Below are 13,022 nucleotides of genomic sequence, written 5' to 3' on the forward strand. Positions count from 1 at the left end.
CCACACAGCAACTTCTGGGGACATCACCATGGACACCGCTGCACAGACGCGCGTCCTCGACGAAGCCGTCTATCAATACAGCACCCTGACCGCGGCCGACCAGCTTGAACGCCTCACGAAGGTGGTCTCCTTCGGAGTACTCGGCGCCATCGCCGGAGACCACGTACGCGAATTCGAGCAGCAGGTTGCCGGCCACCTCGGCCGCCAAGGTGCGGTCGCCACCTCCTCAGCCAGTGCCGCGCTCGAACTCCTCCTGCGCTGCCTTCCCCAGCGCGAAGCCGCGGAACGTGTCGTCATCCCCGAGGTCTGCTGGATCTCGGTACCCGCCGCCGTCCTCCGCAGCGGGCGAACACCGGTCATCGCTCCCGCGACCAGCGACCTCACCCCGCACTGGGAACAGATCGAGCCCCTGCTCGACGCGCGCACCACCGTGGTGATCCTGGCGCACATGCGGGGCCGCCCGGCCCCGGACACTCAGCGCATCGCCGATGAACTCGCCCAGCGCGGCATCACGTTCATCGAGGACTGCGCACAAGCCTGGGGCGTCACCCTGGACAAGCAGCCGGTCGGTCGACACGGGCTGGCCGCAGTGTTCTCAACGGAGACCCACAAACTCGTCGCCACCGGAGAGGGCGGGGTCATCGCCGCTGACGACAGCCAGCTGCTACACGCACTGCGGGCCGTCGGCGGGAACACCCGCATCGCCCTCCCCGAGAATGCCTGCGGCCGGGGCAACGACCGGATGAGCGAGATCACCGCAGCGAGCGCTCTGCCACAGCTCATCCACCTCGATGTCTTGCAGCAGACGCTCCGTCCGCTGCAAGACAAGCTGATCGACCGCTTCCAGGACTTGTCGGAAGTCCGCAGAGTTCTTCCCACCATGGTCGGGGAGTCGCCGAATCTCGGCACCGACGCGTCCAACGGATCGCTCGTCGGCGTCTGGCTCCCGACGTCCCGTCACGCCAACCGCGTCGCTGATCGGTTATTCCGGCTAGGTGTTCGGCACTGGTGGCCAGGACCCGGTGACCCGCATCTGGCCGAGAACTGGCCCAGCACGCCGACGACGACCACTCGCTGCGTCGCCGACATGGCCTGCTACCTCGACATCCAAGTCCCCGTGCTCGACGAATCCCAGCATCCAGCGTTCCTTGACCTGCTCCGTTCCGCCCTACGCCTGGACGACAACGAAAGCGAGAGCGCATGACCAGCCGTCACCAGCCACCCCTGCGCTGCGCGATCATCGGATGCGGCCAGGTCGCGCAGGAATACCTCGCCACGCTTCAGCACGCCGCAGACCTCACCGTGGTGGCTTGCGCGGACATCGACACCAGCGCGGCGAAGAAGTTCGCTGAGCGCCACGGCATCCCCGAAGCCGGCGCCCCCGACGAGATCCTCGCCAACAGCATCGATGTTGCCGTGATCCTCACCCCGCCGGAAACCCACGTCGACCTGGCCCGCGACGCGCTCGATGCCGGAGCGCACGTCTACGTCGAAAAGCCGCTCGCGCTCACTGCTCCCGACTCCGACCTGCTTCTTCGCGAGGCATTGGACAAGGGGCTGATCGTGGGTGCCGCACCCGACACCGTGCTCGCTCCACCCACACGCGCCGCTCACCAAGCGCTGGCGACCGGCGTCATCGGCACTCCCCTCGCTGCCGATGCGGCGCTGTTGGCACCGGGACCCGAAAGCTGGCACCCGGCACCGCAACCGTTCTACGCCTCCGGCGCCGGCCCACTGGGAGACATGGGGCCGTACTACCTGGCCATGCTGACCTACCTGCTCGGCCCCATCGAGTACGTCGAAGCCTGTGTGACCTCGACCCGTAGCGAACGCGTCGTTCGTACCGGTCCCTACGCCGATGACACTTTCCGAGCGGACAGCCCGACCCACCTGGTCGCGTTCCTGCGCTCTCACGGCCAAGTCCTCATCACGTTGACCACGAGCTTCGATATCGCCGCCACCACGCGACCGCATCTGGAGATCTACGGCACCGACGGCTCGCTCGTGCTGCCCGACCCCAACTTCCATAACGGCCCCGTGCGATACCGCAGCCGCGGCGAACGGGCCTGGCAGGAACTCGCGCAGGAGGACGCGTTCGTGTCCACCGGCCGCGGACTCGGCGTGCTGGATCTCGTCGATTCCATCCGCAGTGGTGCCTCGGAATGCCCCAGCGGCCACCGTGCCCACCACGTCGTCGAGATCATCGAGGCCATCGAGTTTGCGCGGGCCAGCGGACATCCCGCCGAGCTACGCCTGCTGCGAGAGGAGCGGTGTGCGGGTCTACGCTGACATCTCCACGGCGTGGCAGCGACTGGCCACCTACCTCGGCACCGAATTTTGCCCTGAACTAACGGATTTCACTGTGCTACGGGCGTTCCTCGATGCCGAATGGACTCGCCTTGGGGCCGCTTTTTATGAGCAGAGCGTGGGATACCTCTACGACCTGACGCATTTCCACTACATGGGCGTCAAGGACCCATTCTTCGACTTCCTACTGGAATTCGCGCACGAACACGGCATCACTGACGTCGCGGACGTCGGGTGCGGTATCGCATTGGACGCCCAAGCCCTCCTGCACACCGGCCTCGACGTGCACGGCTACGACCTCGACAACCCGTGCTTGGACTACGCACGCTGGCGGCTGAGCCGCGATCTCAACGCAGCCCAGCGAATTCACGCTCTCGAAGACCTTATCAACCAGCGTCATCAGCTCGCGTACGCCGTCGACGTCCTGGGACACGCCGACGATCCGCCGGGCCTGGTTGAGCTGCTGTTCACCGCGGCCGACTACGTCTGCCTCAACCTCGCACCCCACGACCCAGACCATCGCTACGGTCCTGCTGACCTCCACCCCGGCCTGGACCACGAACGCGTCCTGGCCGACCTCAGCAAGCATGGCGATCTCATCCGCGTGGGGACACAAGCGCCCAACGTCCTCACTTTGTGGCGCTCGCATCTGCGCCCTTAACGACAGAACTCCCAGCCAGAAAGGAAGAATCACCTCTGTTCGCCGCGTCAGCCGAGCCAACTCCCGGCGAGGCCCCCACCGCACGCTGTCGGATCGAGATCAGGTCGTTCGGTCTACCGCCTACCGCCACCCTCGGTAGGACACGTCCTCGATGTTCGATGGCTGCCCAATCCCTTCCATGACCCCAATTTCCGGGACCTCTCCGGATTGGACGCGCCGGTACAGCGGTTCCTGCTCGCTTGCCAGGAGACCGAACGGTGGTTGGCGGCAGCGATCGAACTCCTCCGCCCTTGCCTGCGGGCCACGCACCCCGGCACCTCACCCGTGTCCGTCGCGGTGGGCTGTAACGGGGGCCATGATCGGTCCGTCGGCATCGTCGAGATCCTGGCGCGCCGTCTCCAGAACTGGGACGAGCTGGACGTGTGGGTCCTGCACCAGGATCTGCACCACCGCGCTGGTCGTCGGACCGAGCCCTTCGCATGGCGGCTCATCACCGCGGAACGTGAGGGCAGATGAGCAGCACCCAAGCAGTCGCGGCCACCTTACGTGCGGTGCTGCCCCAGATCCCGAACGATGTGGTGAGTCGTCTGGATGACGACCTCGCAACCGTGACCGACTTGCTCTCCGAGACGCTGACCACCAGCACTCGCCATCCGGAGGTAATCGGGCAGGCCAGCCAGCTACGGGCTGGGCTAATCGAGTCACTGCGCAGCCTGCTCGGGGTCGTCGAGCAGGCGATCTCCGATAAGGCAGCAGCCTTGGCCTGCGACAGCGAACCCGCGGGTCCGGCCCTGCCAGCCGAGGTCAGTCGCAAAGTTCAGGAACTGCGAGGCAAACCACCTCCGAAGACGCCGAACAAGGAAACCAACCAATACGTCCGGGAGATCACCAGCCAGGGGTGGGCCGTCGAGAAGACCGGAGGCAACCACCTCAAGGTCTGGGGACCCAACGGGGAAGGCCCCTTCGTGTTCTCCTCAACGCCAAGCAGTGCAACGAGCAATCGCAAGCTCCGCGCGTTGCGCGACCAGATTCGACGAAAGGACAGCACCGAGTGACCACCGAGCAGCCGACATCTCCTGAAGCCCCATCGCAATGGTTGATGATCAGCGGGAGCCAGACCGAGCCAGCCGACTTGCGGCTGTACCAGCAGATGGCCGACCAACCTGCCCGAGACCAGCAGAAGCCAGGATCGGCATGGTTTGTCGGGATTACCCGGGTCTTCACCGGCTGCCCCGATCCGCGAGCTGACCTAGGGCGTGTTGCTAAATCCATTGGAGGGCTGCGGCGATACGGATCCCGGCCGCGTATGAGCAGGCCGTCTTGTCGAACCGCGATGCGAGTCCTCGCCACTGTTTCAACGCGTTGAAGCACCGCTCGACGACGTTGCGGCCCTTGTAGCGTTCCTTCTGCTCGTTGCCGAAGTCGATCGGGCGGCCTGGCCGCGTGCGCCGGTTCGCGATCTGGTCGGCGCGCTCGGGGATGGTGGCCTTGATACCGCGCTCGCGTAGCCAGCCCCGGTTCGTCTTCGACGGGTACCCCTTGTCTGCGAGCACGCGGTCCGGGCGTGTGCGCGCAGGGCCCCGGCCGGGGACGTGGATCTCGTCGAGCACGTCGGTGAACATGCTCGTGTCCGCGACCTGCCCGCCGGTCAGTACGAACGCCAGAGCCCGGGCCTGCCCATCGCAGACGAGGTGGATCTTCGTCGTCACACCGCCCCGTGACCGGCCGATCGCGTGATCAGGCGGTTCCAGCCCGGCCTTCTTGTAGTTCGATGGAGCCCCCCGTGACCCGCCTCATCGTCGCTCCGTGCTGATGCACACGCGCGATCGACGAGTCCACCGACACAACCCAGTCGATCTCTCCTGCCAACGACGCTCGCTTCTGCACGTGAGTGAGCAGGTCGTCCCAGACGCCCGCGGCGGCCCACCGGCGGAAGTTCTTGTAAACCGTGTTCCAGCTCCCGAACCGCTCGGGCAGGTCCCGCCATGCTGAGCCCGTCCGGAACCGCCACGCGGTCGCCTCGACCACCGTGCGTCGATCTACCGGCGGACGGCCCCGCGTCCTCACCGGCGGGAACACGTCCTGGATCAGCTCCCAAACCTCGTCAGTGATGACATCTCGCGACACCCCCCAAGCATCGCCCACACATCCCGGAACAACTTTTAGCAACACGCCCTAGATGTGCTGTTCGGGCACGTTGGTGACAGGTCGGCACGCGGTGGATGATCTTGATATGGGTGAGGGCCTCCGGGTTCGGTGTGGATCACCACGAACACACGCCGACCCGAGGAGGCCCTCTGGTGGTCCACCGTAACGCTCCGCTGACTCCGACCGGGCGGCTGCGGCTGGCCCGATGTGTCGTCGATGATGGCTGGCCTGTTCGTCGTGCGGCCGAGCGGTTCCAGGTCGCCCACACGACCGCGGCCCGCTGGGCGGGCCGTTACCGCCACGACGGCGAGCAGGCTATGGACGATCGCTCCAGCCGTCCGCACCGCAGTCCGCAACGCACGAGTCGGGCGGTCGAGGACGAGGTCCTGCGGCTGCGTGACGAGCACAAGATCGGGCCGGGGCGCATCGCCGGCCGGGTCCCGGTCGCCGCGTCGACCGTGCACCAGGTCCTGCGCCGCCACCACCGTCCGATCCTGGCCGCGTGTGACCGGGCCACCGGCGAACCGGTGCGCCGCTACGAACACCCCCGCCCCGGCGAACTGGTCCACGTTGACGTGAAAAAACTCGGTCGGATTCCCGAGGGCGGCGGCCACCGCGTCCTGGGGCGTGCCGCCGGCCGGGGCAATCAAGCCCGCGCCTGCGGTGGCGGATATCTGTTCCTGCACACCGCACTCGATGACCACTCCCGACTGGCCTACACCGAAACCCTGGCCGACGAGAAGGCCGCGACCTGCGCCGCATTCCTACGCCGGGCGCAGGCCTGGTTCACCGGCCACGGCGTGACCATCGAGCGAGTACTCACCGACAACGCCTGGTCCTACCGCAAAAACACCTGGCAACAAGTCTGCACCGACCTGGGCATCGCCCGACGATTCACCCGCCCCTGGCGCCCACAAACGAACGGAAAAGTGGAGCGCTACCACCGCACCCTGCTCGACGAATGGGCCTACCAACAGCCCTACCACTCCGAACGCGAACGCCAGCGAACCTTCGCCGACTGGCTCGACTGGTACAACTTCCACCGACCCCACACCGCCATCCACGGAGCCCCACCAGCAGACCGCGTCCCCAACCTCTCCGGATCACACACCTAGAACGAGTCGGACGATCGTGGTTCGAGCACTCCGGCCTGACACCTCTGCTCGCGCAGGTCGACGCCGACGCCGAAGCCGTGACCTTCTGGAAGGCCGTCGAGGTCGACGACCCTATGGAGGCGATCCGCGTGACGGCGCAGGGCATCGCGCGGGCGATCGAGCACGCCGAGCTGGGCGACGGGACCGTGCGGCCGGGATTCAGCGTCGAGGTGATCGCCGAACAGGACAGCGATGACCAGCGTTGACGATCTCCTCGCGGCGCTCCAGGTGACACGCGAATCCCTGCCCCACGACGCGGTTGATGAGTACCGTTCCAGGCTGGACGGCGTCGAGCAGCAGGTGCTGACGGCGCTACGCACGAGCCGCGATGAAGGCGCCGTCCTCGCAGTGATCGCCAAGGCCCGCGAGGATGGCTCCACCCAGATCCAGAACTGCTTGACCAGCCTCGATGAGCTGATCGCCTCAGCCGGGAATCACTGGTAGGACCCGATGCAAGCGCCGGCCCAATGTCAAGCAGGCCGATCTCAGTGCATCGCGTCCCCAGTGAACGGAAAGCGTTCGAGGACACGCCATCGGTACTGGTGGTCGGCGCGGTACAGCTCGACCAGCCGCAGCTCGTTGATGACGATCTCGGCCGACGGAAGCGTCTGGGCCTCGCGAGCAGCCACGACGAAGGGACGTGGGTCCTGCGCACGGCTGCTGTAGGCGATCCCCACATGCGGGCGGTACAGGGTCAACGGGTCGACTTCGTCGTGGCCGGAGGCCACCGACACCGCTCGGTGCAGCGCAAGCAGCGGGGACCACGGGGCGACGCTGAACCGGACGGCGCCTGGTGAGCCCGCCAGAGGCAGCAGGTGAAGGCGGAAGGGACTGGTCCCCTGACAGTGCTCGCCGACGCCTTCGACCGCGGCGTCGAGCTTGTCGACGGGGACTTCATCGACGTAGCCGAAGCGCCGCACGGTCAGGTGCAGGCTCTCCGGTGGGATGAGGTCCAGGCCGTCTTCGGGGAGGACCGTTCGGCAGCGCTGGCTCAACTCGACGGCGCGAGGCTGCTGGTCCAGTGTGATCATCCAGTGCAACGAACGCCGATGCGGCCGGTCCCAGTGGCACAGCATCTGCTCGACCTGCTCGAACGCAGCTTGGTCGTGCTGAGCGACGCAGGTGGGGTCGTCGGGGTCAGCGGGCGGCGTGACGGGGAAGGTCGAGCTGTACGAGGTTCCCATGCGGTACACACCTACCGGCCTTCGATGAACGGCCGTCAACGGGTTCCGCCTGAGATCGCCTGGACCTGGGGGCGACCGCGCCAGGTGCGGAGTTGGTCGGCGAACTCGATGACCCGAGGCTCGTTGGCCCAGCGCTGGGTGAGTTCGTGCAGCGTGGTGGCGCGCTGCCAGACCGATCGGATCGGATGGTCGGCGCACACGCGCAGCGCTTCCCGCCCCAGCGCAAGGGCCTGCTCCAGGTCGGCATCGTCCTGTCGGAGCACGGCCATAGCGATGTCGAGCCTGACCAGAGCCCGACTCCAGTCGGAATCCGCTTGTTCGACGGCGGGATCAACGTCGCCGGTGTAGTGCAGCACGCGTGCGGTATCGCCCAGCGGGACGTAGGCGGTGGCCGCGTTCGCGGCCACCCGAGCGTAGCCGTACGGCTCAAAGGAGATACATGGCGTGAGCCCGGGGTCGATGTCGTACCGATCGATCAACGCCAAGGCTTGTCCGACGGCCGCATCGGCACCGGCGCGATCACCGAGCTGACCGAGCGCCCGAGCCTCGCCGTTGGCTAGGAGGCGAATGGCCTGGGGGCTGTTGGGTGCCAATGCCCGGCCCCGCGCTGCGTGGGCGTGAGCGTGGGCGTAGTCGGCCTGGTAGTACGCGCCCAGCGACCGGGTGCCCCATACCCAGACCTGGAGGTCGATGTCTTCGATCTCGGTGGCGAGGTGCAGGGCTTCCGCGCAGTACGCGCTCGCGAGCCGAAAACGGCCGGTGTTGATGGCCATGTAGCCCAGCAGGCCGGAAAGCTGCGCCGCGGCCCGGTGCAGCCGGTAGCGGGTTCGCAGGAGCTGACGGCCGCCCAGCAGTTGGTGGACCTGTCGGCGCAAGCGGGCGGTGGGTGGTCCGAGTTCAGCGGGGCCGCGCTGCTCGTACTCGGCGACGATGCGATGCACCTGGTCTTCCAGAAGCCGCAGTTGGCCGTCACCGATGTTCGACTCCTGCAGTTCGTGCAGGTGCAGCAACACCTCGTCCGGGTCGTCCCACGATGAAGTGGGCGAGGCGGCGCGGTGCTCCGGCAACTGGCCGGCAGCTGAACGACGCTCAGCGGCGGTCTCGCGTAGAAGCTCATCGACCTGGGCGGGTGTCATACCGAGCACGATCCGGATACGTCGGCACTGCTCAGGCAGGGGAGCGACGGCGCCGGTCTCCCAGCGCCAGATGGTGCTGCGCTCGACCCCGACCGCTTCCGCGAAACGCTCTTGGGTGTAGCCCAGGCCGGCACGGCGTGCAGCCAACCCACGTCGCTGACGCGCCATGCCACCCCCGAATACGTTCGCCATTCGCTGAGTACATCTCGGCGAAGCCACAGCCAGCCGGGCTAGGACCCCATTCGATCAGGTGATTGTAGTGGTCACGGCCACAGCATCGGCACAGGTCAGCTCCTCGTGTGCAGCCGCTGTGCAGCATTCGTGCAGCAAGTGTGCTCTGGTCGCCCACCTGCGGGGCGGGTTGACTGCCACTCGGTTGCGGCGAGGCGGCCCCCGACCCGCTCCCCGCCCTCCCCCGATGCCTCGCCGCAACCAGTTCCACTTGCAGCCAACCGTGAACCGGTACCGCCACGTCATGAACTCCAATCACCAGCCCGCAGACGCCGCGTTCCCCCCGGAAATCGACGAGCTGTTGACCTCCGTCGCACGGGATGGCTTCACGCTGCGCTACTGCAACGGGCCGCGACAGCCCACGCTGATCGTCGGTACCTATGACTGGGGACCGTTCGTCGACCTCGTCGTCATCCGCGACCTCGACGATGTGATCAGTGCCCGAGTGCCGACCGCAGACGTCACGGACATCTTCACGCCCGAGGTCATCGTGTGGCTCTACGCGGCCGACGCTCAACGGGCGCTGCAAGCCCTGCTCGACCTTCCTCACCCGGAGCATCCGCAGGCGCCAACGACATCGGCGCCCGCGCCCTCCGCGCTGCACGTCCCGGCCGCACGGCAGTGCCCGGTGACCGTTCGCCCGCCATCAGAGTTGGCTGCCCGCACGCGGCAGGTGCGCCTCGGCGCGGCCCTACTCGCCGAAACTGCCGAAGTCCCAAGTGAAACGGGGTGAACCGTGAGCTACCGGATCGGCAAGTGCTTCACTTTCGATGCAGCGCACTGCCTGCCGAGTTTGCCAGCTGACCACAAGTGTTCCCGTCTTCACGGGCACACCTACACCGTCGAAGTGGTGCTCGCGGCAGAGAGTCTGACTCCGCCGGGGTTCGTCACCGACTTCGGTGAGTTACGGCCACTTCGCCACTACCTCGACGCCACGATGGATCACCAATACTTGAACAAGGTTCTCGACATCGAGCCGACCAGCGAGAACCTTGCTTGCCACATCGCCGAATGGTTCCGAAAAAACGTCGAGCCGACGATTCCCGCCCGCCTGGAGACGGTACGCGTCCATGAGAGTCCGACCAGCTGGGCCGAGTACGAGGTTCCGCAACCATGACAGCGCTAACCGATCCCATCGCACGCCCCTTGCTCGTGTCGGAGCGCTTCGGCCCCACGGTGCAAGGGGAAGGTTCCTCAACGGGAAGGCAAGCGCTCTTCATCCGGCTCTCGCGATGCAACTTGTCGTGCCCAGGTTGCGACACTCCATACACATGGGACTGGTCTCGATTCGACCCGAGTCGAGAGAGCCAGAAGATGACCGCCGACGATCTATATAGCTGGGTTACTGCCCAATCCGTCGATCTCGTCGTGATCAGCGGTGGAGAGCCGCTGCTTCAGCAGGAATCGCTGAGCCCTCTCGTTCGATCCCTCGCCGCAGCCGGCCGCCGCATCGAGATCGAGACCAACGGAACTATCGTTCCGATCCCGGCCATCCTCCACTCCGTAAGCCAGTTCAATGTCTCACCCAAGACCGCAGCGTTCGCCGGAAGGACGGTGAGCAGGAGCACCAGGATCAACCCAGAAGCAATTCGCACACTTGCTTCATCAGGGAAATCCATTTTTAAATTCGTGGCGGCTCACGAGAGTGACCTCGAAGAAATTTCTCACTACGCACAGGAATTCGATCTTTCGCCGATATGGGTCATGCCGGAAGGAACGACACGCGAGCGAGTTCTCAGCCGGATGTCCTGGCTCGCCGACGAAGCGATCCAAAGGAACTGGAACCTCTCCACGCGGCTGCACATCCTGCTGTGGGGAGATGAGCGCGGGCGCTGATGCGTAAGCATCATCGAAAGAGCGGGGAGTTGACGTGTGCCCTCCGGGTACGCCCCAGTCGACCGATTATGCCAGGACACGGCTGGGGCACGATGGCCGACAAGGCCGTGTCGGGCGCACGCATGAGCGGCACAATGCAACCCTGCCTGTCGCACCAGGCCCTGGCTGCGACTGCCAGGCAGGCAGTACGTATGTTGCGCCGACACGCATCCATCAGGCGCTGTGCCTCGTTGACCGGTCAATTGGGGCGCCGCCCAGGATGCCGACCGCGACTTCAGCTGGCTGTCGTCAGGAAGGGATGGTCCTATGCCTGCTGCTATCGGGGTCATGTCTGACGGGCTCATTGGGCACGACCAGTATGTTCTCCTGTGTCGATATCAAGGTGGCCAGCATTGGACGCTCCCTGGAGGAGCGGTCACGCCCGGTGACCCCGTGGAAAGATCGTTGCTTCGGACTCTGCGGGAAGATTTTGGGCTCTCAATTCACGACTATCGATTTTCTGCGGCAATCGAGAACATCGACGAAAAGGGCGCCAAAACCAGTCACGAGATTCATTTCGTTTTCGAGGTAGATCTCGCCCAGCCGGCGAGTGAGGGTATCCGCAACGGCCGCGAGTTGAAATGGTGCTGGTGGGGCAGCATCGATAGTCTCGACATCCGCCCGCGTTCTGTCGCCGAGCATCTGCGCGATCCTGAGCAGCAACAGCGCGTATGGGCGCCCTGGGCCGCGAACGCTGATCCGGGGACACAGTGAGCTTCACGGAGCAAGCACCAGTGCCGTGACTGTCCCCAGCACTAGGAACGGACCGTGCCGAAGCGCCAACGTGGCCAACCGCCTCCTGACGGCTCGCGCGACGAGGTAGGCCGCAGCCTGAAGCAGCCAGATCAGCAGCAGCGCTCCCGCCAGCCAGGCGAGGAGTTGAACCCCCGCCGTCAGGAGGTGCGGATGCGACGCCGTCGGCCACCCTTGCCACCCGAGTACAGCTCCGGACACCGCCGAGAGCTTCAGGTCGCCGCCGCCCATGTGACCAGGCAGAAAGACGTACCACGCGCCGTAGAGCGCGGCGAACACAATCGAGCCGACCAGAGCGGCGAGCAAGCCGCTCGCTCGCAGGTGCACCAGCGTGGCCACGAGCAGGCCCGCGAGCGTCAACACGTGCGCGAGCAGCGTCAGCCAGTTGGGCAGTTTGCCGGTGCGCAGGTCGACTGCGGCCAGCGGTACGGCAGCTGCGGCGTAGCCTGCGGCGGCCGAGACTTGCAGGGCGCTGCCGTGGCGCCAAGCAAGCACAGCGAAGAGCCCGCTCGTGAGGATGACCTGCGCCAGCAGCTGTTGCCGCGGGGTCTGCTGCTCTCGCCGCCGGACAGCGAGCGCGATCAGTGAGCCGGCCGTCAGACCGCAGCCGGCCCACAGAGCGATGGCAAGAGCAGATGGCACGTGAGTGACGCTCCGAGGTGACGTGACACGTTCTGTGATCGCATGACGTGTTCGCTGCGTGTTGGATCAGTAGCCCAGTGGAGCAACTGCAAGAGCCTTATGCCCCCAATTACTACTCCAATCGAGTGAATTTCCCTGCGTCGGGGGCTGTGGAAGGCGATTCGCCTCCTTGGTCTGGTTGATGTGACCGAGGTAACCGGATGTACATGTGGTCGGGTACCTCGATCACGTACAGCGGATGACGACCACCGTACTGGGGAGTTGTATGCGTAGTCCGGTTATCCCGTCGGTCGCCCTGTCGGGTTCGGTAATCCTTTGCTTGGCGGCGGTCGCTTGCAGCTCGCAAGATCCGCAAGCGCCGGCCTCCCCGCCGGACCCATCGACGAGCGTTGAAGCCCCGCCGTCACCGTCAGCCCCGTCCCCAGCCGATACGGCCCGAGAGCAGGCCAAGGCAGCTTATGTCGGAATGTGGCAGGCGATGGCCCGAGCAGGGCAAACCTCTGACTGGCGCTCGCCCGAGCTGGCCCGCTACGCCACGGGCAACGCCCTGACCACGATCACCAGGTCGCTGTATGCGGACCACTTCAACCATGTCGTCAGCCGCGGAACCCCGAAGAACTTCCCGCAGGTCACGTCGGCTGAGCCGCCGAATGCCCCGGAGACGGTCATGATCTCCGACTGCGGCGACTCAACCGGAACCTCGAAGGTCATGGAGGCAAACGGTCAGCCAGCTCCTGGCGACACTCCTGGTGGCCGTCGATCGATCGTGGCCGAGGTCAAGAAGCAGCCAGACGGCACTTGGAAGGTGAATCAGTTCGCCGTCCAGGGGGTGGGCACATGCGGCTGAGAAGTTCTGTAGTCGTGACCCTGTCGGTGTCCACGCTGCTTGTTGCTGGCTCGGGAACCGCGCTAGCGGATGTGTGGGGCGGTG

15 protein-coding genes and 2 pseudogenes are annotated in these 13,022 nt (G+C 65.8%); 13 read left to right on the plus strand and 4 right to left on the minus strand.

Annotated elements, in window-relative coordinates; genetic code table 11:
* The first annotated feature begins 28 nt into the window (after positions 1-28).
* The 5 genes and pseudogenes from H7X46_RS23460 to H7X46_RS23480 all read left to right on the plus strand — a co-directional run bounded on the left by H7X46_RS23460 (position 29) and on the right by H7X46_RS23480 (position 4,023).
* Positions 29-1,204: a DegT/DnrJ/EryC1/StrS family aminotransferase gene (locus H7X46_RS23460; RefSeq protein WP_186361424.1), complete on the plus strand. Its 1,176-nt coding sequence runs from the start codon at positions 29-31 to the stop codon at positions 1,202-1,204.
* Positions 1,201-2,289: a Gfo/Idh/MocA family protein gene (locus tag H7X46_RS23465; protein WP_186361425.1), complete on the plus strand. Its 1,089-nt coding sequence runs from the start codon at positions 1,201-1,203 to the stop codon at positions 2,287-2,289. The genes H7X46_RS23460 and H7X46_RS23465 overlap by 4 nt, the downstream gene beginning before the upstream one ends.
* Entirely contained in the window at positions 2,273-2,968 is a 696-nt protein-coding gene (locus tag H7X46_RS23470) for a class I SAM-dependent methyltransferase (RefSeq protein ID WP_186361426.1), read from the plus strand. The genes H7X46_RS23465 and H7X46_RS23470 overlap by 17 nt, the downstream gene beginning before the upstream one ends.
* 153 nt (positions 2,969-3,121) lie before the next feature.
* Positions 3,122-3,484, plus strand: a pseudogene (locus H7X46_RS30915) (RNase adapter RapZ); the annotation flags it as partial.
* Positions 3,481-4,023, plus strand: a complete 543-nt coding sequence (locus H7X46_RS23480; protein WP_186361427.1) for a hypothetical protein — start codon at positions 3,481-3,483, stop codon at positions 4,021-4,023. The pseudogene H7X46_RS30915 and the gene H7X46_RS23480, both read left to right, overlap by 4 nt.
* A gap of 207 nt (positions 4,024-4,230) precedes the next feature.
* On the opposite strand, the pseudogene H7X46_RS23485 reads toward H7X46_RS23480, so the two are convergent.
* Positions 4,231-5,113: pseudogene (locus tag H7X46_RS23485) on the minus strand (IS5 family transposase).
* A 155-nt stretch (positions 5,114-5,268) separates the two neighbouring features.
* On the opposite strand from H7X46_RS23485, the gene H7X46_RS23490 reads away from it, so the two are divergent.
* The 3 genes from H7X46_RS23490 (at position 5,269) to H7X46_RS23500 (ending at position 6,714) form a co-directional block, all read left to right on the plus strand.
* On the plus strand, positions 5,269-6,231 hold the full coding sequence (locus tag H7X46_RS23490; protein ID WP_186361428.1) for an IS481 family transposase: 963 nt from the start codon (positions 5,269-5,271) through the stop codon (positions 6,229-6,231).
* A gap of 77 nt (positions 6,232-6,308) precedes the next feature.
* On the plus strand, positions 6,309-6,476 hold the full coding sequence (locus tag H7X46_RS23495) for a hypothetical protein (RefSeq protein ID WP_186361429.1): 168 nt from the start codon (positions 6,309-6,311) through the stop codon (positions 6,474-6,476).
* Positions 6,463-6,714 carry a hypothetical protein gene (locus H7X46_RS23500; protein ID WP_186361430.1) on the plus strand — a complete coding sequence of 84 codons (252 nt, stop codon included), beginning with the start codon at positions 6,463-6,465 and terminating at the stop codon, positions 6,712-6,714. The genes H7X46_RS23495 and H7X46_RS23500 overlap by 14 nt, the downstream gene beginning before the upstream one ends.
* A 41-nt stretch (positions 6,715-6,755) precedes the next feature.
* On the opposite strand, the gene H7X46_RS23505 is transcribed toward H7X46_RS23500, so the two are convergent.
* Both H7X46_RS23505 and H7X46_RS23510 read right to left on the minus strand, forming a co-directional pair.
* Positions 6,756-7,454 carry a 2'-5' RNA ligase family protein gene (locus tag H7X46_RS23505; protein ID WP_186361431.1) on the minus strand — a complete coding sequence of 233 codons (699 nt, stop codon included), beginning with the start codon at positions 7,452-7,454 and terminating at the stop codon, positions 6,756-6,758.
* Positions 7,455-7,489: 35 nt separating this feature from the next.
* Complete coding sequence (locus H7X46_RS23510) at positions 7,490-8,782, minus strand: helix-turn-helix domain-containing protein (protein ID WP_186361432.1); 1,293 nt, start codon at positions 8,780-8,782, stop codon at positions 7,490-7,492.
* 283 nt (positions 8,783-9,065) lie between these two features.
* Here H7X46_RS23510 and H7X46_RS23515 point away from each other — a divergent pair, with 283 nt between their 5' ends.
* The 4 genes from H7X46_RS23515 (at position 9,066) to H7X46_RS23530 (ending at position 11,410) form a co-directional block, all read left to right on the plus strand.
* A complete protein-coding gene (locus H7X46_RS23515) occupies positions 9,066-9,554 on the plus strand; it encodes a hypothetical protein (protein ID WP_186361433.1) in 489 nt (162 codons plus the stop codon).
* 3 nt (positions 9,555-9,557) lie between these two features.
* Positions 9,558-9,938: a 6-carboxytetrahydropterin synthase gene (locus H7X46_RS23520; RefSeq protein ID WP_186361434.1), complete on the plus strand. Its 381-nt coding sequence runs from the start codon at positions 9,558-9,560 to the stop codon at positions 9,936-9,938.
* A complete protein-coding gene (locus tag H7X46_RS23525; RefSeq protein ID WP_186361435.1) occupies positions 9,935-10,657 on the plus strand; it encodes a 7-carboxy-7-deazaguanine synthase QueE in 723 nt (240 codons plus the stop codon). Before H7X46_RS23520 ends, H7X46_RS23525 begins: the two co-directional genes overlap by 4 nt.
* 327 nt (positions 10,658-10,984) lie before the next feature.
* The gene (locus H7X46_RS23530) at positions 10,985-11,410 is read left to right on the plus strand and encodes an NUDIX domain-containing protein (protein ID WP_186361436.1); all 426 of its coding nucleotides are present in this window, start codon (positions 10,985-10,987) and stop codon (positions 11,408-11,410) included.
* A 3-nt stretch (positions 11,411-11,413) separates the two neighbouring features.
* Here the strand turns inward: H7X46_RS23530 and H7X46_RS23535 are convergent, their stop codons facing one another.
* Positions 11,414-12,091 (minus strand): A24 family peptidase, encoded by a 678-nt coding sequence (locus tag H7X46_RS23535; protein ID WP_186361437.1) that lies wholly within the window; start codon positions 12,089-12,091, stop codon positions 11,414-11,416.
* A 466-nt stretch (positions 12,092-12,557) separates the two neighbouring features.
* Between H7X46_RS23535 and H7X46_RS23540 the strand changes: the two genes are divergently transcribed.
* Positions 12,558-12,938, plus strand: a complete 381-nt coding sequence (locus H7X46_RS23540) for a hypothetical protein (RefSeq protein WP_186361438.1) — start codon at positions 12,558-12,560, stop codon at positions 12,936-12,938.
* Positions 12,939-13,022 lie beyond the last annotated feature (84 nt).

The organism is Pseudonocardia sp. C8 (assembly GCF_014267175.1).
In the GTDB taxonomy this organism is placed as follows: Bacteria; Actinomycetota; Actinomycetes; order Mycobacteriales; family Pseudonocardiaceae; genus Pseudonocardia.